17 protein-coding genes and 1 pseudogene (1 of these 18 cut by a window edge) are annotated in these 21,543 nt (G+C 62.7%); all 18 read left to right on the top strand.

The features are described 5' to 3' along the window. Window positions 1–527: pseudogene (locus GEV06_03715) on the top strand (hypothetical protein); it begins 811 nt to the left of the window's first position. After that, window positions 517–1,695, top strand: a complete 1,179-nt coding sequence (locus GEV06_03710) for a hypothetical protein (protein ID MPZ17010.1) — start codon at window positions 517–519, stop codon at window positions 1,693–1,695. Before GEV06_03715 ends, GEV06_03710 begins: the two are co-directional and overlap by 11 nt. Then, the gene (locus GEV06_03705; GenBank protein MPZ17009.1) at window positions 1,696–4,053 is read left to right on the top strand and encodes a polysaccharide biosynthesis tyrosine autokinase; all 2,358 of its coding nucleotides are present in this window, start codon (window positions 1,696–1,698) and stop codon (window positions 4,051–4,053) included. A gap of 60 nt (window positions 4,054–4,113) precedes the next feature. Further along, the gene (locus GEV06_03700) at window positions 4,114–5,292 is read left to right on the top strand and encodes a glycosyltransferase (protein ID MPZ17008.1); all 1,179 of its coding nucleotides are present in this window, start codon (window positions 4,114–4,116) and stop codon (window positions 5,290–5,292) included. Beyond that, window positions 5,132–6,145: a methyltransferase domain-containing protein gene (locus GEV06_03695; protein ID MPZ17007.1), complete on the top strand. Its 1,014-nt coding sequence runs from the start codon at window positions 5,132–5,134 to the stop codon at window positions 6,143–6,145. Before GEV06_03700 ends, GEV06_03695 begins: the two co-directional genes overlap by 161 nt. Then, window positions 6,142–6,765 (top strand): sugar transferase, encoded by a 624-nt coding sequence (locus GEV06_03690; protein ID MPZ17006.1) that lies wholly within the window; start codon window positions 6,142–6,144, stop codon window positions 6,763–6,765. Before GEV06_03695 ends, GEV06_03690 begins: the two co-directional genes overlap by 4 nt. Further along, window positions 6,758–8,008: a diaminopimelate decarboxylase gene (locus GEV06_03685; protein MPZ17005.1), complete on the top strand. Its 1,251-nt coding sequence runs from the start codon at window positions 6,758–6,760 to the stop codon at window positions 8,006–8,008. Before GEV06_03690 ends, GEV06_03685 begins: the two co-directional genes overlap by 8 nt. Further along, window positions 8,005–8,997, top strand: coding sequence for an ATP-grasp domain-containing protein (locus tag GEV06_03680; GenBank protein MPZ17004.1), 993 nt, complete (start codon window positions 8,005–8,007; stop codon window positions 8,995–8,997). Before GEV06_03685 ends, GEV06_03680 begins: the two co-directional genes overlap by 4 nt. A gap of 13 nt (window positions 8,998–9,010) precedes the next feature. Further along, entirely contained in the window at window positions 9,011–10,060 is a 1,050-nt protein-coding gene (locus tag GEV06_03675) for a sulfotransferase family protein (GenBank protein ID MPZ17003.1), read from the top strand. Window positions 10,061–10,075: 15 nt separating this feature from the next. Then, complete coding sequence (locus GEV06_03670; protein ID MPZ17002.1) at window positions 10,076–11,266, top strand: polysaccharide biosynthesis protein; 1,191 nt, start codon at window positions 10,076–10,078, stop codon at window positions 11,264–11,266. 81 nt (window positions 11,267–11,347) lie between these two features. Next, the gene (locus tag GEV06_03665; protein ID MPZ17001.1) at window positions 11,348–13,213 is read left to right on the top strand and encodes an NAD-dependent epimerase/dehydratase family protein; all 1,866 of its coding nucleotides are present in this window, start codon (window positions 11,348–11,350) and stop codon (window positions 13,211–13,213) included. Then, window positions 13,210–14,682 (top strand): hypothetical protein, encoded by a 1,473-nt coding sequence (locus GEV06_03660; GenBank protein ID MPZ17000.1) that lies wholly within the window; start codon window positions 13,210–13,212, stop codon window positions 14,680–14,682. The genes GEV06_03665 and GEV06_03660 overlap by 4 nt, the downstream gene beginning before the upstream one ends. Beyond that, on the top strand, window positions 14,660–15,340 hold the full coding sequence (locus GEV06_03655; GenBank protein MPZ16999.1) for a hypothetical protein: 681 nt from the start codon (window positions 14,660–14,662) through the stop codon (window positions 15,338–15,340). Before GEV06_03660 ends, GEV06_03655 begins: the two co-directional genes overlap by 23 nt. Continuing rightward, the gene (locus GEV06_03650) at window positions 15,337–17,109 is read left to right on the top strand and encodes an SLC13 family permease (protein MPZ16998.1); all 1,773 of its coding nucleotides are present in this window, start codon (window positions 15,337–15,339) and stop codon (window positions 17,107–17,109) included. Before GEV06_03655 ends, GEV06_03650 begins: the two co-directional genes overlap by 4 nt. Before the next feature lie 15 nt (window positions 17,110–17,124). Continuing rightward, the gene (locus tag GEV06_03645; protein ID MPZ16997.1) at window positions 17,125–18,504 is read left to right on the top strand and encodes a lipopolysaccharide biosynthesis protein; all 1,380 of its coding nucleotides are present in this window, start codon (window positions 17,125–17,127) and stop codon (window positions 18,502–18,504) included. Continuing rightward, window positions 18,501–19,388, top strand: coding sequence for a hypothetical protein (locus GEV06_03640; protein MPZ16996.1), 888 nt, complete (start codon window positions 18,501–18,503; stop codon window positions 19,386–19,388). The genes GEV06_03645 and GEV06_03640 overlap by 4 nt, the downstream gene beginning before the upstream one ends. Continuing rightward, complete coding sequence (locus GEV06_03635; protein MPZ16995.1) at window positions 19,388–20,410, top strand: hypothetical protein; 1,023 nt, start codon at window positions 19,388–19,390, stop codon at window positions 20,408–20,410. The genes GEV06_03640 and GEV06_03635 overlap by 1 nt, the downstream gene beginning before the upstream one ends. A 2-nt stretch (window positions 20,411–20,412) precedes the next feature. Then, window positions 20,413–21,528 carry a glycosyltransferase gene (locus GEV06_03630; protein ID MPZ16994.1) on the top strand — a complete coding sequence of 372 codons (1,116 nt, stop codon included), beginning with the start codon at window positions 20,413–20,415 and terminating at the stop codon, window positions 21,526–21,528. The last annotated feature ends 15 nt before the right edge of the window (window positions 21,529–21,543 follow it).

Genomic DNA, 21,543 nt, shown 5'->3' with positions numbered 1-21,543 from the left:
CCATCCGCAATACGGACAGCTCCCACGTCATGACGGGATTCGAATTGAGTCAGTTCGCGTTGATCCGTGGCCGCGCGTTCGTGGGCTACCGTCGATTGACCGCGGCTGGCGGAGGGACGTTGCCGGCGTTCTCTGGGGTCACCGCGGACATCGATGTTGCATATACGGCACCCACGGAAACACGCATCAGTCTCGGCGTCGCGAGCGACGTGGACTATTCCTTCGAGTTCGCCTACCCGTACTACGTTCAAACGGGTTGGACGATCTCGGTTGTGCAGCGTGTCACCAGTCGTTGGGACGTGGTGCTGCGGGGTGGTCACGACCGCCTGGGCTACCGCGGAGAGAGCGAGGCCCTACCGGGCCAGCGTGTCGACTTCGTCGACCACATCGGTGGAGGGGTTGGCTATCAACTCGGGCAGGACACGCGTCTTGGCTTCGATGTGCTGTCGTATCATCGAAGAACGGATTTGCCCGATCGCGGTTACAGGGCCATTCGCTCAGGCTTGTCGGTGACTTATGGGTTCTAGCAGACTGCGGCCCCCGGCCGCACTCCCCGACGCTCACGCGAGAACTCGAAACCTGACCCAATTCGTCACGTTTCTCGTTCTCAAGGGTTCTCGTGGCGCTGGGTCCAGACGAAGACACATCGGACGGCTCGTGATACTCGTACTGTCGCTGCTCACCTACGTCGCGGTCGGCGCCTGGAGCGAGCTCGCAATCGAACCGCTTCAGGCCAAACTGCAGCAGCCCGGCGCACCGCAGCCGGAGCCGTCGCAGCCCACGCCATCGGCGCCGCCACCCGCAGAGCCGAGCCCGCCGCAACCAAGCTGGCCCCAGCCCAGCCAGCCAGCGCCGAGCCCGCTGCCAGGCCAGGCCGAGCCGAGCCAACCCGCACCAGGTCCGGCCCAGCAGGCCGTGGTGGGCCCCACACCGTCACTACCAGTCGGCTACACGATCGGCGCGTCGGATGTGCTCGCGATTACGGTCTGGGACCAGGCCGACCTTGGCGGACGGTTCGTGGTCGACGGAGACGGCACGTTCATGTTTCCCTACATCGGCCGCGTGAAGGCGGGTGGATTGAGGCTCCAGGAGCTCGAAACGGAGCTCAAACGCCGGCTCAAGGAAGGGTACTTCAAGGACCCGCAACTGACGGTGGTCGTGGAGCAATACCAGAGCCAGCGGCTCTACATCGTCGGCGAGGTGAGAAACCCCGGGACCTATCCGCTAACAGGGAACATGACCTTAATCGAGGCCGTGGCGCGCGCGGGCTCGACGTTACCAACGGCGAGCTACGAGGCGCTCGTCGTGCGAAACCCGAACGGCAAGAAAGCCGAAGGTCCCGTCCTCCCGGATGAGGCCGGCGGGGGAAACGTCGTACGTGTGAACCTCAAGGCCTTGCAGAGCGGCGCGCCCGACGAGAACGTGCAGCTGCGAAACGGTGACACGATCTTTGTCCCCCGCGCGGAGACCGTGTACGTGTTCGGACAGGTCAATAGCCCTGGCTCGTACGCGATCACCCAGGGCACCACCGTTCTGCAGGCACTCTCGCTCGCGGGCGGTGTGACCGATCGTGGCGCAACGGGTCGCATCAAAATCATGCGTATCGTCGACGGAGAGGAAGCAGAGGTATCGGCCGAGCTCACGGACGCGGTCCAGGCCGGCGACACCATTATTGTGCCCGAAAGGTTCTTCTAGATGGATCCCATCCCACCGCTTTCAGATCGCTACGGCTCGGAACGATCTGCGCCGAGCCAGCCCGCCGTGGACGGCAAGACCCTGCCGCCGCCGCCCGACGCGACCGGCGCGCCCGACGTGCGCCGGGCTGGCGGGTACCCCGACAGCGCGTACGGCGTTTCCGTCGACGGCGCGACGGCCGGTGTCGGTGGCCGTCTGCTCGAGTACCTTCGGATTCTCCACAAGCGCCGCCGGATGGCCATTACGGCGTTCGTGGTGATCTTTGGTGGCATCACGCTCTACACGTTCACCGCGACGCCTCTCTACGAGGCAAACGCACAAGTGCTCATCGAGAGCGAGCTGGCCAACGTCGTCCAGTTCGAGGAGGTCCTCGACCAGGAGCGGCAGACGGACGACTACTATCAGACGCAGTACCGTATCCTCCAGAGTCGAGCGGTGGCGCGCCACACGATCGATGCGCTCGAGCTCTGGGACCACGGGCTGCTCGCACCAAGGGCGGACGACCAAGGGTTCAGCGTCGCGAGCGTGACCGCAACGGTGACCGGCTGGGTGCAGCGCCTCGTGACTGGTACGGGGTCCAACGCCAGCGAGCCGGCGGACGAAGGCGAGAGTCTGGCCCAGTCCGAGGTCATTGACACGTTTCTCGGGCATCTCAGAATCACCCCCATTCGTAACAGCCGTCTGGTCGACGTCGTCTTCGTCTCGCCGGATCCACGGCTCTCGGCCCGCGTTGCGAACGCGCACGCCCAGCAGTACATGGAACAGAATCTCGAATACAAGTTGTCCGCGGCGAAGGAGGCGGCCGACTGGCTCAACCAGCGCGCAGGCGAGCAGGGCAAGCTGGTTGAAACGAGCGAGCAGGCCCTCCAGGCATATCGCGAGAAAACCGACTCCATCTCACTGGAGGACCGCCAGAACATTGTCGTGCAGCGTCTCGGGGAGCTGAACGCCGCGCTCACTCGGGCACGGACGGAGCGGATCCAGAAGGAGACCGCCTACAAGCAATTGGAGGCCATCCAAGACGATCCGGAGGCGCTCGATACGTTCCCGGCCATCCTGGGAAATGCCTTCATTCAGCAGCTCAAGGGTCAGCTCGCGGATCTTCAGCGCCAGCGTGCGCAGATGGCCGAACGGCTCGGCGAGCGCCATCCCGAGATGGTCAATGCCCAGACAGCGATTGCGAGCACCGAGCAGCGGATCCGGACGGAGGTTCAGAAGGTGGTGCAGGCGGTCAGGAACGAGTATCAAGCCGCCGTGACGCAGGAGCAAACGGTCAGCGCCGCGCTCGATGAGCAGAAGAGCGAAGCCATGAAGCTCAACGAGGCGAGTATCGAGTACGGGGCACTTCAACGGTCCGCCGAGAGCAACCGCGGCATGTTCCAGGGGCTCCTCCAGCGGACACTCGAGACCGATATCAGCTCGCAGCTCAGAACCAACAACGTGAGGGTCGTGGATCAGGCCACGACACCGCGGCGCCCTTCGTCGCCACGGCCACTGGTCAATCTCGTGGGTGGCTTGATTGGCGGGCTGGTCTTTGCATTCGGTCTCACGTTCTTGACGGAATCCCTGGACAGCCGGGTCAAGTCTCCCGAGGAGATCAAAGCGGATCTTGGCATTCCCTTTCTCGGCATCGTGCCGATCGTCTCCGCGGCTGCACCAGAGGGTCCGCTGCTCAGCCAGGAAAAGGTGCCACACGACTTTGCGGAAGCCATCCGGGGCGTTCGGACCAATGTGCTCTTCTCGGTGGTGGAGGACGGTTGTAAGTCGATCGTGATCACGAGCACTGGCCCCAGAGAAGGCAAGACGGTCGTCGCTGCCAGTCTCGCGCTGGCCGTGGCTCAAGCAGGACAGCGTGTCTTGCTCACGGACTGCGACATGCGTCGACCCAGGATTCACGAGCTTCTCGACATTCCACAGGAGCCCGGCCTCTCGAACGTCATGGTCGGCGAGGTGCGACCAGACGAAGCCGTGCGTCAAATGGCGGCCGCCAATATTTGGGCCCTGCCGGCGGGCAAGCTCCCGCCGAATCCCGCGGAGCTCCTCGGGTCCGCTCGGTTCGCGCAGTTCCTTGCCGAGCTCAAGCAACACTTCGACTGGATCATCCTCGACTCACCTCCGGTGCTGGCGGTCACTGACGCCTCGGTTCTGGCGCATCAAGCCACTGGCGTTCTGTTCGTCATCGGTGCGGAGATGACAGGCCGCGGCGCTGCCAAGGCCGCGCTCGAACAGCTCGATGCGGTCAAGGCTCGCCACTTCGGAGCAGTTCTGAACAAGGTCGATCTCCGCAGGAACAGCTACTACTACTCGCATTACTATCGGCGCGAGTACGAGTCCTACTATCGGGAACCTCGTTCCTGATCCCAGTTTCCCGCTCTGACGCCAGCACGCGAGCATAGCGTGGTTGCCCGACGAGAACGATTGAGAATCGTCCACATTACAACCGTGCCCCAATCGCTGCGTTTCCTTGGCGGCCAGGTCGGGTTCATGAAGGCGCAAGGCTTCGATATCGCCGCGATTTCCTCGCCGGGACCAGAGCTGGACCAGTTCGGAGAACAGGAAGAGGTTCCGGTGCATGCGGTGTCGATGCCGCGCCAGATCGCGCCACTGTCGGATCTGCGGGCCGTTGCACGCATCACGAGCTGGCTGCGCCGGTACCGCGCCGACATTGTCCACGCGCACACCCCAAAGGGTGGCCTGCTGGGTCTGATCAGCGCGGTGCTGACGCGGGTGCCGGTACGCTTCTATCACATGCGGGGCTTGCCTTTCGTGACAGCCGCCGGCTGGCAGCGCCAGTTGCTGAAGTGGACGGAGCGGACTTCGTGCCTGCTGGCGCATCGAGTCTTCTGCGTCAGCCGCTCACTCCGCGAGGTCGCAATCGCGGAGGGAATTTGTGCCGCTTCCAAGATTGTTGTCTTGCACCATGGCGGCAACGGCGTCGATGCCAGCGCTCGTTTCAATCCGGCTCGCGCGCCATCGCGCGTCGCGGTCCGACAACGCCATGACATTCCCGGTGAGGCCCTGGTCATTGGATTCGTCGGGCGGTTGGTGCGAGACAAAGGCATCGTCGAGCTCGCCGACGCGTGGCAGGAGCTCCGTTGCCGCCATGCTCATCTTCATCTCTTGGTGGTGGGGCGCTTGGAATCGAGCGAGCCCGTGTCCCACGATATCGTCTCGCGTCTCCAGGAAGACGCGCGGGTCCACCTGGTGGGCTACGCGGACTCCGCCTCTCTCTATCCGGCAATGGATCTCGTCGTCCTCCCCACGTACCGGGAAGGCCTTCCCAACGTACTCCTGGAGGCCGCCGCGATGAAACTGCCTACCGTGGCAACGCATATTCCCGGCTGCGTGGATGCGGTGGTCGACGACGTAACGGGCACGCTGGTACCGGTCCGGGACGTGGCGCGCTTGACGGCGGCAATCGAGCGTTACATCACGGATGACGATCGACGCCAGACGCACGGCCGAGCCGGTCGTGAGCGCGTCCTCCGTGACTTTCAGCCGGAGGCAATCTGGAAGGCCTTGGCGCAAGAGTACATGCGATTCACGCAGACTACGGATGACGCCGTATCAACACCTGAACTTGCTCCTCCACTATGAGCGAGCGCTCACGCTCCGATCGATCATTCGAGACACCATACGTCCTGGGGCGAAGGTGCTAGATGCTGGCTGCGGAGTAGGCCTACTGGCCATGTGGGCCATCGATGCGGGTGCAGACCGTGTCGTTGGTGTCGATGTGGACACGCTCGCACTCGCCCGGAGATTGGCTTCGGAGAACGGCATGGCGTCGCGTCTCCAGTTCGTGGAGGCGGATCTCTGGGACTTCGATCTGCCGGCAGAGCGCAATACCTTCGATGTGATTCTGGCCATGGTCTACTTGAACGATCCGCGCCGGGATGACCGCCAGACCAAGCTGGTGTTCCGACTCAAAGAGAGGTTCCTGGCGAACGGCGGCTGTGTCGTGCCGAATCGTGTGCGCTACTACGCGCGTGCGTGTGAGTGGCCCCAACAGGATCACAAGACTCGACAAGCGCGCCTTCGAGCCGACATTGCGGACCTGGAGGGGCGGTACGACCTCAGATTTCAGGGGTTGTGCGAAGCCGTCACCGCAGAGCCATGGAAACCGCAGTTTCCCGTGCGCGACCGAGACGGTCGACTCGACCTGAGCCAGGCGCGGCTCTTGTCGGATCCCGAGCCAGTCGCTGACATCGATTACGGGAAAGCCGGCGCTCCATCGGTCAGTGGGCTCGAGATCCAGAGCGGCGCGCCGGGTATGTTCAACACGATTGTCTGGACTCAGGAGCTCTGGTTCGATGAGCAACTCATCTTCTCGAACGAGTCTGTCTCCTGGATCGTGAATCCGCAACTGGTCCGCGCAGGCTCGACGTACACGGTCCGGCTGGACGGGCAGTGGGAGGAACGCAACTTGGCAAGGCTCGTCGAGGAACGATGAGGGAATCCCGCTCACGCGGCGCTCAACTCGTCGTCAAGCACGGCTTCGATCGAGTACTCGCCCTGATCGCGTTGATCCCGCTCTCGCCACTCTTCGCGGTCATTGCAGTCCTCATCAAGACGGAGGATCGGGGCCCTGTGTTGTTTGTCGCCGAACGCGCTGGCGCTGGGGGTCGCCCCTTCCGCGTGTACAAGTTCCGATCAATGATTCCGGACGCCGATGCGTATTTGGATAACGACGGGCGGCCCGTCAAGCCACGCGTCACGCGTATCGGTAGGTTCCTTCGCCGTTGGAGCCTCGACGAGCTCCCGCAGCTCATCAACGTCTTGAAAGGCGAGATGACACTGGTGGGACCGCGCCCAGTGCCCCTTGATTATGCGGCGCGGATGAATCCCTCTCAGCAGCAGCGTTTCGAGATGCGACCAGGGATCACCGGCCTCGCCCAGGTGCGTGGGCGACACAGCCTCACCTGGTCGCAACGCGTCGAGCTGGACGTCCACTATGTGCGTCACTACAGTCTCGCCATGGATCTCGGCATCCTCGCTCGAACGCTGACAACCGTGCTTGACAGTAGCACCCTCATCGAGCGAGGCGATCCGAGAAAGGTGGACCTTGGCTAACGCGCCGGCCGCTGCCGTGCAACCTGACGCGACTGTGCTGGCCATGGTCGCGGCGAGCCATGGTTCGCCGTTCTACGTCGCAGATACGGGGCGCCTTCGCGCGAATATGTCTGCGCTTCTCGCATCATTCCGGAGCTACTACCCGAGGACCTCCGTCGGCTACTCGTACAAGACAAACTATCTGCCGGCGTTCATCCGCTTGGCACACGACCTCGGGGCGTACTCGGAGGTCGTATCACGGGTAGAGCTCGACCTCGCCATGGCCCTCGGTATCCCAGGGAGCAAAATCATCTTCAATGGGCCCGTGAAGACCGCTCCAGACTTGGAGTTGGCGCTCCACGCCGGCGCGCGTGTGAACATCGACTCGCTCGCCGAGGCACGCCTCGTAGCGGAGATCGCAAGAGACGCCAGAACCGATTTCTCGGTGGGCGTGCGCTGCAATCTCGGCCGGCTCACACCGCGTTCACGATTCGGCGTGGACCTGGACGCTGCCGACGGACAGGCCGTCGTGAAGACGCTGGACGCGTGTCCAAATGTGCAAATCGTTGGTCTCCATTGTCACTATTCGGGAGATCGGAGCGCTCCGCGATATCAGGACCGGATGCGGCAAATGGCTCACTTGCACGCCTCGGTATTGGGAGGACGTCCCCTCGACTTCCTGAATATCGGTGGCGGCTTCAGCAGCCGAATGAGCCATGAGCTCGCCGCTCAGTTCCCCACACCGCCGTCCAGCTTTGCTGACTACGCGGCATCCGTTGGCGGCCAAATGGCCGAGGCGTACGGTGCTGAAGGCCCCATGCTCATTCTCGAGCCCGGCATGGGCGTTCTCGCCGACACGATGACCCTGGTCACCCGTGTTCAGGCTGTCAAGCGCCTGCAAGACCGCAGTCTCGCCGTGGTCGACGGCTCGGTCTTCAACGTCAAGCCTCTACGTGGCAGTGTCAACCTTCCGATCACTGTCATGCCGGCATCCTCGAGCTCGGATGCAAGCGTTGCGGGCATGGTCGATGTCGTCGGGCATACCTGCATGGAGATCGACGTCCTCCATACGGGCTACGCAGGGACGATCGCCGAGGGCGACTGGGTGATCGTTGAGAACGTCGGCGCCTATAGCAATGTCTTGAATGCCCCTTTCATCCGAGGGACTCCGGCTATCGTGGAGCTTCGTGGCGACGAAGTCCGCCTCCTCCGTCGCGGCTCTACGCTGTCTGACTTGCTCGCAAACTATTCGGTGGACGCGTGAACCTCCTCTTTTCCTGTATCGGGAAGCGCGGCTACATCGCGGACTTCTTCCGGCGGCACCTCGCCCCAGGCGATCGGATCATTGGAACCGGGAACACGCGATGGACACCGGGCTTCCGCGCCTGCGATGCCGCCTTCTTGATGCCGGACATCGTCGATGAGCGCTATCTGCCGGCGATGCTCGAGCTCTGCGAGCAGGAGCACGTCGATGCCGTCCTTTCGTTCTCCGACCCTGATGTGTATCGACTCTCACGGATTCGCGGGCAGCTGGAAGCTCTGCGCATCGTGCCGTTCATCCCAACGGCGGAGGTCGCAGAGATCACCTACGACAAATACCGGACCTTCCAGTTCCTCTCGAGCAATGGCATCGCCACGCCGAGGACGGCGTTGACCATTGCGGAAGCACGAGACTTCAGGTTTCCGCTGTTCGTAAAACCTCGATGCGGGTCTGGAAGCTATCAGACGTCCCTCGCACGAGATGACCGTGAGCTGGAGGCATTCTTCAACTATGCGCCAGACATGATCATTCAAGAGCAAGCGATCGGCGAGGAGTTCGACATCGAAGTCTGTGGTGATCTCGACGGTTCTCCTTTGGCGCTGTGCACGTGGCGGAAGGTGCAATCACGCCTTGGTGAGACAGAGGCGGCTCAGACATTCCGCGATCCGGACGTGCTGGACTTCGGGATCCGATTGGCCCGCCTGTTACGTGTGGCTGGCCCCATGGACGTCGACCTGGTCCGCACACACGAGTCACTGGTTGTCCTCGAAGCCAATACAAGGTTCGGCGGCGGTTACCCCGTCTCGCATCTTGCGGGAGCCGACTTTCCTCGCATCTTGATCGACCTGGTCAAGGGCAAGCGCCCGGAGCTGGACCTGTCCTTCGCCGCAAATGTCGTCATGATGAAGCGACTGGACATCATCGGTGGCCCTCAGGAACCGTTCTTCGAGCAGGAGCTTCGATTGGTCCACGAAGGCGTGGAAAAGCTTTAGCGAGGCGTTGGCTATGGTCAAGCGAACGACCGAGTTCGCTGCACACTCGCAGCAGGAACAAACGCTTCACACGCTCAACCGGCTGTTGGGGCACGCCGAGATGGAGGCGGTTCGCGAACAGGCGCGCACACCTCAACGGCCCACGGTCTTCATCGTCGGCGCACCTCGGAGTGGAACGACGCTGGCGTTGCAGTGGCTCGCTGCGTCACAGCGCTTTGCCTACCCGAGTAACCTGCTCGCTCGATTCTTCGGCGCGCCATACATGGGCAGTCGGATCCAACAGCTCCTCACCGATCCGGCAATGGACTATCGCGACGAGCTGCTTGCCGCCGGCCGGGAAGATTGTGAGTGGGTCTCCGACGTGGGCAAGACACGGGGCATGCTGCAGCCGCACGAGTTCTCGTACTATTGGCGCCGTTTCTTTCCCATTGATCAAGCGAGGAAATTGACCGATGCAGAGCTGGAGGCGTCGGATGCCGCAGGTTTCGCCGCAGGCTGGGCGTCGATCGAAGCGGTCTTCGACAAGCCGGTGGCAGCCAAGGGGATTCTGCTGCAATACAATCTCGTACAGCTGGCGGAGTGGTTGCCCCTGGCAATTTTCATCCACACGCGACGCGAGCCCTTCCACAACATACGGTCCCTTTTGAATGCCCGCGAGAGGGTCTACGGGACAAAGACGGCGTGGTTTTCCGTTCGTCCCCCGGAATTCGAGTGGCTGCAGCACGAAGATCCCTACACGCAGGTCGCGGGTCAGGTGCTCTTCACGAACGAATCGATTTCACAGGAGCTCGCCCTTCTACCGACGCAAAGAGCTATACAGGTCGACTACGAGGCGTTTTGTCAACATCCCGGCGAAGTATGGTCGCGGCTTCAAGCGTCATTCGAGGCACTTGGCTTCGAGTTAAGAGGGAATTACGACGGGCCCCCGTCCTTTCAGTGCACGAACGAGGCATTGCTGAGCCGCGAGGAAGAGCGCCGAATCTGTGGGGCGTACGATCGGCTCGCTTCTCGCCGAGCCGATCAACCGAGCCACGATCAGATCGTGCGTAGCGCAGGCCTTTAGGCGTACCCAGAAGTAATGCGAATCTCCATGTCCTCGCCGGACATCACGCAGGCTGAGATCGATGCAGTCCTCGACGTGCTCCGAGGAACGCATCTCAGCATTGGTCCCCGAATTCGTGGGTTCGAGGAGGCAGTGGCGGCCCTGGTCGGTGTCCGCCGGGCAGTCGGCGTCGCGAGTGGCACGGCTGGGCTCCACTTGTGCATGCTTGCCGCGGACGTTCGAGATGGCGACATTGTCATCACCTCACCGTTCTCCTTCGTCGCGTCCGCAAATGTCGCTCTGTACGAGCGTGCGATTCCCGTGTTCGTGGACGTCGATGCGCGGACTGGTAATATCGACGCGCAGCTCGTCGCCCAGGCTGTCAGTGATCTGGTGGGCGGCGGACGCGCGGGGGACCACTGGCTCCCCCCGTCGATGCGGGGTAGCGCCCGTCCACGCGGCCACGTCAGGGTGTTGCTGCCTGTCCACGCCTTCGGCCAGCCGGCCGACATGGACCCCTTACTCCAGACGGCGCAGCACGTCGGTCTACGCGTCATCGAGGACGCGTGCGAAGCCATTGGCGCCGAATACAAGGGGCGCAAGGTGGGCAGCCTAGGCGACGCCGGGGTCTTTGCCTTCTATCCCAACAAGCAAATGACGACTGGTGAAGGCGGCATGATCGTCACGCGACACGCTGAGTGGGGACCACTCTTTGCCTCACTCCGCAATCAGGGTCGCGACGTGTTCGATGGCTGGCTCACCCATTCGCGGCTCGGATTCAACTACCGCCTGGACGAGATGAGCGCGGCGCTCGGTGTCGCGCAGCTGCATCGCCTCGACGAGCTCTTGGAGAAGCGGGCAAGGGTCGCCAAGTGGTACAGCGACCGTCTTGGCGAACACCCGCTCCTCGAGCTACCGGCGCCCGTCTCGACGACCACGCGTATGTCGTGGTTCGTCTATGTCGTTCGCGTCCCCACCACGGTCGATCGAGATCAGCTCATCCTTGACCTCGAACGCGACGGCATTCCTGCACGGCCGTACTTCTCCCCTATTCACCTTCAGCCGTTCTACCGGGAATCCTTTGGTTACCGGGAAGGACAGTACCCAATCACCGAAGACCTTGGCAAACGGTCATTGGCGCTGCCGTTTTCGAGTGTCATGACGGAACAACAGGTCGATGAAGTGTGTCAGGCCCTAGGACACCACCTGTCCGCCAGCACCACGTAGGGACGCCTCACCGAGGCGCCGGTCGGCGCCTTGCCGAGGTGTCCCGACGGCATCGTTCGACGTCATCAGCTCCTCCTGCCCATGCGAGCCTTCGTACGCGCGATACACCGGCCGTTGTCGGTCCTGTTGCACCTCTCCGCGATCGTGTTCGCCAACTACGCCGCATTCTGGCTGAGGTTCGACGGCGCGATTCCCGAGGCGCACTACACCAACTGGATTCGCTTTCTCCCCTACTTGATCGCGATTCGCGCGTTCGTCTTCGTGCCGATGCGCATGTTCGAGGGGCTCTGGCGATATACGAGCCTATGGGATCTGCGGAATATCATTCTCGCTGTTGGATCGAGTAGCGTGCTCTTCTATCTCCTGCTGCACCAAGTGATGGAGGTCACGGCGTATCCCCGGTCCGTCTTCGTGCTCGACATGCTGCTGCTCATCTGCATGATGACCGGCATGCGCCTCAGCCGTCGGATCTATCGGGAGCTTCAACACACACCGAAGGAACATCGCGTGCTGATTTATGGCGCAGGTGATGCCGGTGAGCTGCTCGTCCGAGACATGCGGCATGATCCAGCCTACCCATGCGAGCCTGTCGCATTTGCGGATGATGATCCGGGCAAGCGTGGAGAGAGTATCCACGGCATCCCCGTGCTGGGCGGCCGTGACGATCTCGACGAGATTATTGCCGCCGCTCGTCCCCATGAGGTCGTGATCGCGATTCCACGCGCCGATCCACGCACGATTCGCACTATCGTGCGAGCGCTCGAGCCGTTCAAGCTGCCCATCAAAACACTCCCCCGCATGCGCGACATCGTCGACGGGCGCGTCCAAGTGAGTCATATCCGCAGTCTGGTGGTCGAAGATCTGCTCTCGCGTGCGGCCGTGGATCTGGATACCCAGCGTGTGCAACACCTCTTGCACGCCAAGCGCGTCCTGGTCACCGGGGCCGGTGGCTCCATAGGCTCGGAGCTGTGCCGCCAGATCGTGGCGGCCCGACCGGCGCAGCTCGTCCTGCTCGACCGTTACGAGAACAGCCTCCACGCAATCCACGGTGAGCTCATTGGGTCCGGACCGTCTCTACAGCTGACCCCGGCGATCGCAGACATCACCGACGCACACCGGCTGGCGCACGTGTTCGCGGAGCACCGGCCCCAGATTGTGTTCCACGCAGCGGCGCACAAGCACGTACCGCTGATGGAAGATAACCCGTGTGAGGCCGTCAAGAACAATGTGCGTGGCACCCGCTTGGTGGTGGAAAGCGCCGTGCGTTGGGGTGTAGACCGCTTCGTGTTGATCTCGACCGACAAGGCGGTCAACCCCAGCAGCGTGATGGGCGCCACCAAGCGCGTGGCTGAGCTGATTGTTCAATCCGCGCAAGCCGGTACCACGAAACGTTTCGTCACCGTTCGCTTCGGCAACGTTCTAGCCAGCAACGGCAGCGTGGTGCCCCACTTCTTGGCACAGATCAAGGCTGGTGGTCCGGTGACCGTGACGCATCCTGACATGCGGCGCTACTTCATGCTCATTCCGGAGGCCGTACAGCTTGTCCTTCACGCTGCCGCGCTGGAGGCCGGCTCGATTTACGTGTTGGACATGGGCGATCAGATCAGGGTGGCAGACATGGCGCGCGATCTCATTCGGCTCGCCGGGTTCGTACCCGACGAGGACATTCAGATCGTGTTCACAGGGGTTCGGCCCGGTGAGAAGCTCGAGGAAGAGCTGCTCGGCCCTGACGAGGTCGCGGAAGCATGTGAGGTCGATAGCATCCATCGCGTCCGGTGCGGCGCGGGTGTTGCGTCAGCGCGCTTGAATGGTGAAGTCACACTGCTGGAGCGATTCGCCCTGGAGGACGATACGCCAGGCGTTCTCGAGACGCTCCGCCTCGTCGTGCCATCCTTTACGCCGAGGACCGACATTGCAGAGCGCGCCGGCGGTGGGGTCATCGCATGAACAGCTTGATCGAGCGGCGAGGTGCTAGCACGGCGTGGCTCGTGGCGCTCGTTCTCACGCTGGCGTGGGGAGCGCTGGCATTTGGAGCCGTCTATCCGTGGGCCTATCGCCCCCTTGTGCTCGCCACAGCCGTGTGCGGCTTATGGGGGCTCCTACAAGCTTCGGCACCTATCCGATGGAGCCTGGTGGGAGGGTTGGGGTGCGTACTGCTCGCCATCCTCGTGCAGCTCGCGCCCCTGCGCTGGCAAGTCCTCGAAATCCTGAGCCCAGGAGCGCACGCCGTGCTCATGCAGTACGACCTGACCTATCGCCTGGGCGTCGCGAGCAGCGCAGAGGTCTATCATGCGCTCAGCATTCGTCCCGACCAGACCGAGAGGGCGCTCAGTTTCCTTCTCGGCCTTGGTCTGCTGCTGCTCGGAACCACTAGTGGGCTCTCGCGTTCAACGCTCAGGCGGCTCGTGCTGAGTATTGCCATGCTAGGTGCAGCACTCGCCATCATCGCGATCGTTCAAAAGGCGACGTACACTGGAAGGATTTACGGCTTCTGGATGCCGCTCGAAGGGAGAAATCCGTTCGGACCGTTCGTCAATCGGAACCACTTTGCCGGCTGGATGCTGATGGCCCTGCCATTGACGATGGGACACCTCCTTGGATTGCTGAGCCGCACGCTCCCCCGTGAAAGGCTCGCTGCGCGAGAGCGCTTCCTTTGGCTCTCAACGCCTGAAGGCAGCAGAGTGGTGCTCGTCAGTTTTGCCGTCGTCGCGATGGGCTTGTCGCTCGTGTTGACCCTCTCTCGCTCCGGTGTCGCGGCGTTTGCGTGTGCAGTGCTCGTCACCATCGTCATGATCGCGCGTCGGCAGCCCGCGCCGGCGCGACGCTCGATTCGACTGGCGTATATGGCGGGACTCATCGCCACCATCGTGAGCTGGGCGGGTATCGATGGGATCGCCGCACGGTTCGCGCAGGCGGACACGGCTTCTATCAGTGGCCGTCTGGCCATCTGGGGTGATACGCTGACGATGTTGCGTGATTTCGTCTGGACCGGGACGGGTCTTGCGACGTTCAGCGCGGCGAACATCTTCTACCAGCGGGCCATGGCGGACAACAACGTGACCGCCGCACACAACGATTGGCTGCAGTTGGCCGCAGAAGGGGGTGTGCTGGTTGCGCTTCCCCTTCTGGCGCTCATGGTGATCCTCATTCACGAGATGAGATCACGATTTGCCGAGCACGCAAGGCGTGGCGACCTTGGTGTCACGTACTGGACACGAGTGGGTGCGGCCACGGGCCTGCTCGCGATTGGTGTTCAGGAAGTTGTCGAATTCAGCCTCCAGATGCCCGGCAATGCCGTGCTCTTTGCCGTGCTGTGTGCGATTGCCGTCGCACCGGCTGGCACCCGGAGGCGCGCAGTGGGTCGCTCTGCGGCCAATGACGAGAAGAAACCTCATGGCCCTGCGCGTCGCCTTTGACCTCGACGGGACGCTTGCCGATATGGATGCGGCGGTTGTGCAGATAGCCAGCGAGTTGTTTGGGACTTCCGACGAGCCGGGCGATCGAGGCAACGGCGACCCAAGGCTGGGCGGCGGCGTGCCGCCGGCACTGGATGCCCTGACGGCTCGCCAGCAGTCCGAGCTCTGGGGACAGGTGGAGCGTACTGAGAATTTTTGGACGTGCCTGGCCGAGACCGAGGCCGGCATTGTCGCGCGCATCGCGGCGACCGCCCACGCTCGCCGCTGGGAGGTCATTTTCATCACGACTCGCCCACCCACAGCCGGTGACACCACCCAGACTCAGACCCAGCACTGGCTCGAAGCGCACGGCTTCGCCCGCCCGAGCGTATTTGTGGTGACAGGCTCGCGGGGCAAAGTCGCAGAGGCGCTGACGCTCGATGCGGTCGTCGACGATCAGCTCGACAAGGCCGTCGACGTGGCCGTAGAGTCACAGGCCAGAGCGATCTTGGTTCGGGACAGTGTCCGTGAGGAAGCTCTACCGTCCGCGACGCGCCTTGGCGTCAAGGTCGTCTCCTCGATCGGAGACGCGGTCACAATGCTGGAGTGCCTGGACGATCTCAAGAACGGGTCTGGGGTACTCGAATCGATCAAGCGCATGCTGACATTCAAGGGATGACCTGGGAAGCATGGTTCACTCTTGCGGTTCTCGTTTCGACAATCGTCGCGCTCGTCCGGGACGTCGCCGCGCCGGCCGCGGTGGTCTTGGGAGCCATAGTGGTGCTCTTACTGGTGGAGGTCGTCACTGTCGACGAGGCATTCGCTGGTTTCAGCAACCCGGCGCCGCTCACCGTAGGGGCGCTCTACGTGCTCGCCCGCGCGATCGAGAAGACGGGCGCCCTTCAGCCGCTCATCACGGCAGCTCTTGGAAGCGGGGACGGCGCTCGTGTCGGCTTGGCGCGGCTCCTCATCCCGGCAGCCTGCGCATCCGCCTTCTTGAACAACACGCCGATCGTCGCGATGCTGGCGCCGCAGGTGGCCGCATGGGCAAGCCGGCGGGGCCAACCAGTGTCCCGATTTCTCATGCCCTTGTCGTTTGCCGCGATTCTTGGCGGGACGGTCACGGTGCTCGGTACGTCCACCAACATTGTCGTGTCGGGGCTGCTGCAGGCCGATGGGCAGGCCCCGTTGGGGATCTTCGAGATCAGCCCGGTCGGCCTTCCGGTTGCCTGTGTGGGCCTTGTCGCGCTCCTCATGCTGGCGCCGATCCTCCTGCCTGACCGACGGACCGCCAGCCAGCAGTTCGAGGAAGATATCCGCGAGTTCGCGGTCAGCATGAACGTGGCCCCGGGCGGTCCGTTGCACGGCCGCACCGTCGAACAAGCGGGGCTTCGGCATCTGCACGGCGTCTTCCTCGTCGAGGTGCAACGAGAAGGTGAGTTCATCGCACCGGTGTCGCCGGATACGACCTTGCACGGCGGAGACCGGCTCATGTTCGTGGGACGGGCGGACCTCGTGGCCGACTTGCAGTCGACCAGGGGGCTGGTCTCGACCGAGCAGCAGCATGCGGCGTTCGTCGCCGGCCCGAACACGTCGTTCTTCGAAGCGGTCGTCAGCGAGGCCTCACCGCTGGCAGGGAAAAGCCTCAGAGAATCTGGGTTCCGTGCGCGTTACCAGGCTGCGGTCCTGGCGATCCATCGAGCCGGCGCGCGGGTACGCGCAAAGCTGGGCGACGTCGTGTTGAAGCCGGGGGACACACTGCTCCTGCTCGCCGATGCGGGATTTCGGAGTCGCTGGCGAGATCGCAATGATTTCCTGTTGGTCTCCAGACTGGACGGCGCTCCGCCACCGACCACGCCCCGACAGGCGGCGTTGGTCGGCGCCATTACGGTGGGCATCGTCCTCACGGCAGCCACGGGCCTGTTTTCCATCGTCCAGGCGTCCCTGGCTGGGGCTCTGGCGCTCGTGGCCTTTCGGGTCATGACGCCTGCCGAGGCCCGCAGCGCGGTGAACATCGAGGTGCTCGTCGTCATCGCCGCCGCCTTCGGTCTCGGCGCGGCTGTGACAACCTCCGGTCTCGCCGAGGTGGTCGCCCAGCTCATCGTCTTGACGTTCGACGGCTGGGGGACGCTGGGTCTCTTGCTCGCCATTGCCGTGACAACCGTGCTCTTCACGGAAGTCATTACCAACAACGCCGCCGCAGTTCTGATGTTTCCGATTGCGATGGCCACCGCGAGCCGCGTTGGAGAAGAGCCGCGCCTCTTCGCGATCGTGGTGGCCATTGCTGCTTCGCTGTCGTTCCTCTCTCCTCTCGGGTACCAGACGAACACGATGGTCTATGGGCCTGGTGGGTACCGGTTCGGCGACTACGCCCGTCTCGGCTTGCCGCTGAGCCTGCTCGTTCTTGTCGTGCTCGTGACGACCTCGGCTGTCTTCTGGGCCAAATAGGTCGCGCAAGACCAGATGCCGCCAGAATCCGCGAGGCTGTCGCTCCGCAAGAACCTCGGGTGGATGTTCGTCGCCACCGTTGTCTATAACGGCTGTCAATGGGGAATGATCGCCGCGCTCGCCAAGACGGGCCCACCTTCCATGGTCGGCGACTACGTCTTCGCGCTCGCAGTCTGCGCGCCGATCGTCATGTTCGCCAATCTGCAGCTTCGCAAAGTTCAGGCCACCGACGCGTCGGCGGAGTACGAGTTCGGCGACTACTTTGCGGTGAGACTCTTCACCACGCTCGTGGCCCTGCTCGTCATCACAGCCATTGCCGTCGGCCGCCACGATGGGTTCCGAGTGGATTTCGTGATTCTGCTCGTTGGCATCGCCAAGGCATTGGAGTCTTTTGCCGACCTGATCTACGGCTCATTACAACAGCATGAACGCATGGACCGCATTGCGCAGTCGCAGATACGCAAAGGGCCATTGCTCCTGATTGCAATGATCGTTGGCGTCGTGCTTACCGGCGACCTCCATTGGGCCCTCCTTGGCGTTGTCGTCGCGCACGGCATTACTCTGGCCGCGTTCGACATCCCCGCTGTGCTCCAGTTCCAGACGATATCTCTCCCAGGACTCAGAGCAGCGTGGAGGCGGCCCAGGCGATTGCTGAGTCTAGGATGGCTGTCGCTTCCGTTTGGTGTCGCGACCGGGCTCATTTCACTACGATCGAGCATGCCTAGGTACTTCATCCAGTCCTATCTCGGCGTTCACGCCCTGGGCATCTACGGAGGGCTGGCCTATCTCACCGTCGCCGGTGACACGGCGAATCGGGCCCTCGTGCACTCCGCCATCCCGCGATTCGCAATCCTGTACGCCACACGGAACCTGCCGGAATATTTCCGCCTGCTCGGCAAAGCAATCGTCGTCTACAGTCTCCTTGGGATCAGCGGCGTCGTCATCGCCTATCTGGCAGGACGACCGTTGTTGACACTCCTCTATACGCCCGAATATGCCTCGCATGTCAACGTGCTGGTTTGTCTCGCCGCTGCCTTTGCCATCCACCTGCTTGGCCAGGCCTTTCACACGGCGTTGACCGCCCTCAGGAACTTTTGGATTCAGTTGTCAATGGCGATCTTGGACGCGAGCTGCCTGGCGCTCTTCGCATACCTGCTGGTCCCGACCTGGGGCCTCATGGGCGCTGCCTGGTCGGTGCTCTTGACGGAAATCCTCGATCTCCTGCTGTCCAGTGGATTCCTCGTCGTGTGTACCGCCGGTGAGCGCAAGAGGTCTCGGCTGCGGGACTCTCGTTTGGAATCGACGCGACATGGCCACACGTCACCGGAATCTGCGAGCGTAGGTGTGTGGGTACAGGCGAGCGAGCGCCGTCCACTCGTGGAGCCGGACAAATGAGGCAGCTCGTCTACGTTGCCGGTTACGGCCGGAGCGGATCGACGCTGTTGGATATCGTGCTCGGCAACCATCCGCAGATCTTCGGCGCCGGCGAATTGACCTGGCTGTTCCGCGCGAGCTTGACTGACAGGCCCTGCTCGTGCGGCCAGCCGCTTTCAGCATGCCCGGTTTGGGCACCTGTCGTTTCACGCGTGGCCAACTCGCATCCCGGTTTGACGCTCAGCCAGGCCGCCAAACTGACACTGGAGGCCGAGCGTCTCTTCGGCACGCGCGCAGACCTCGAGCAGTATGTCGCATTGTGGCAGACCGTTTGCCGCGCCATCCTGGAGGTCACCGGGCGGCCCATTCTCGTCGATTCAACGAAGAGCAGTCGTCTGGCTGCCAATCGACTGCCGATTCTCGCTGAGTGCCTAGGAGTGCCGGTCAAAATCCTGCACGTCGTCCGGGACCCTCGGGCTGTGATGTGGTCGGTGGGCAGAGGCAGCAACCGCGGGTTGGAGGGACGCGGCATCGGACGCCCCTACGGTGGAATGGCGCGCGGGCTCGCCGGTTGGATGTTCTCGAACTACGTCGCCGACCGGACCAGGCGGCGGTTCGACCCGTCCGCATCCAAGCTCGTTCGCTATGAAGATTTTACGCGGTCCCCTACGGAGGTTCTTGCGGAGCTCGGAGAGTTCCTTGGCGTAGATTTGGGCGTCGTCGATCGCGATCTCCAGCAAGGCGTCTCTTTCGATCCAGGGCACGGCGTGGCCGGCAATCGAATGCGGCGGCAGGGCGGGATCACGCTCAAGCGCGATCTGGAATGGCAGGAGAGACTTCCTCCGCCGGCGCGCCTGCTGGCGCTGCTGGCGCGGCCACAAGCGCGTCGCTATGGCTGTACGTGATGACGAAGAAACCTCGAGCCTATACCTTCCACGCCGGCAAGAAGCGAATTGATTGGTTGTACGAGACATACCACGGACCGCTAGTCTCCGACCCTCTCGCGTTCGTCCTCGAGGTCAACAATAGCTATTACAAGTACTGGGCCGATGTCTACAGCGAGCGCCACGTGGAGGACATTCGCCGTGAGTACGCTCACATGCTTGCTAGTCTGGCTGGCGCGAACGGAGCCGTTGGCAAGCCCGTCATTGTCGACGTCGGCGGTGGCGAAGGGTTCGATTACGACGCGTTTCGGCGTGAGTTCAACGCCTGGAAGAGGTTCATCTACATCGAGCCAAACGCCGACATGAATCAGCGCTTTCGAGCTCGACCAGATGTCAAGGGACAGGAGAATGTCGAAGCGCTCTCTGGGCGGTTCGAAGACTACGCCGACTACGTCCGCCAGTATGACAACAAAATCATCCTGGTGAGCTCCTCGTTGCATCACATGGTGTGGATCGAAGAGTTTCTCGATGCCGTCAAGTCCGTCATGAGGACCGGCGACAGGCTCATGCTCGTCCACGAGCCGCGCAATGAGTACGTGTGGTCCCCGTTCATGCTTGCAGGCTACGCCCTTCGATCGGTGGTCACAGACTTCGCTCTGCGGCGCCTCCGGCGACAGGCATCGCCTCTGGTACAACGCAACAACCGCCTCTGGCGCGACGTCAACAACGATCTCTGTGAGCGCGGCGTCACGAAAGGACCATTACGACCGGTCGTCATTCGACGGATCATCGACTACGGCGTGGGCACAAAAGGGGATTGGCGGTCAGTGGGCGTTCCATCGTCGTTCGACGAAGGGCATTGGCGTCTGGATGACGTCACGAAGTACTTGGGTCCGGATTTCACGGTCGTTTATCAGGCCACATATCGCCACTTCGGTGACTGCGGAGGCAACCGCATCATCCAGGTTTGCAACAACCTCGCCCGCCGCGTGTTCCCGCGAGGCGGAAGCCAATTCTGCGCCGTCATCCAGAAGATCCACTAACCATGTCCGCAGTCGACCCACATATCGTTCACATCCTCGCTACCGCCGCCCTCGAGTCGGTGCCGCTCGAGCTCGCCGGCGCCATGTCCCGGTCGGATCGAGCGAGGGTCAGTGTGGTCGTAGTCCGACCCAGCGCCACACCGCCGGAGGTGCGAAACATTGTCGTCCAGTCACGAGTCGGGCAGTTGCCGACGACGCTCCGGCGCCTACGGCCCGATGTCGTACACGTCCATCACGGAGTAGTAGCGTTCCTCGGCGCTCTCTCGGCCCGTCTTGTCGGTGTCCCGCTCATTGTGAAGACGGAGCACCGAGATCGCTATACGTATGGGTTGCTTCGACGTGTCCTGAACATGGCCACGCTGGTACTCTGTGATGTGATCATCTGCAATTCGGAATCCACCAAGAGGACATTTGCTCGGCTAGAACAGTGGCTACTTCGTCAACCGGTCCTCGTCATATACAACGGCGTCGACATCGATCGTATCGACAGAGCGCCACGCGCCGACGCGCCGTGGCATGGACGGTGGCCCAACGGTATTCCGGTCCTGGGAATCGTGGCCCGGCTCGTCCCCTATAAAGATCACGCCACGCTATTCCGGGCCATTGCCACCCTCAAGGCGCGTCACGTTCGCGTTGGCTGTGCCGTGATTGGTGATGGCCCGCTCCGGCACGAGCTCGCGGCGTTGGTGGAGCAACTGCAGCTCAACGACGCCGTCACGTTCGTGGGACGTCTGCCCGACCGGGATGCGGTGTATTCGGCGCTTCATTGCCTCGACCTGTTCGTCATACCCTCCCGCAGTTCAGAGGGATTCTGCAACGCCGCCGTTGAAGCGATGGCCGCCAATCTTCCCGTCATCGCGGCACGAGGCGGTGCCTTGCCGGAGGTAACCGGCGGCTGCGCAGTGCTGGTACCGGTTCATGATCCCGTCCCCCTGGCAGACGCGATTGAACGTACCCTCGCCGAACGACCCACTGGGCAATCCGGCCCAACTGCCGGTCGTCAGCGGGCTTGCGAGCTCTACAGTCTGACGGCGGCGGTCGAGCGACATCTCAGCACTTACGCCACGTATGACCGACGCAGACGCCTGCGTCGGTCATACGTCACGCCGGCGTCCTAACCGTCGTCTCTGGTG

Source organism: Luteitalea sp. (assembly GCA_009377605.1).
Classification (GTDB): domain Bacteria; phylum Acidobacteriota; class Vicinamibacteria; order Vicinamibacterales; family Vicinamibacteraceae; genus WHTT01.
The sequence above is the reverse complement of the archived record's forward strand: the minus strand, read 5'-3'. Positions and strand labels throughout refer to the sequence as shown.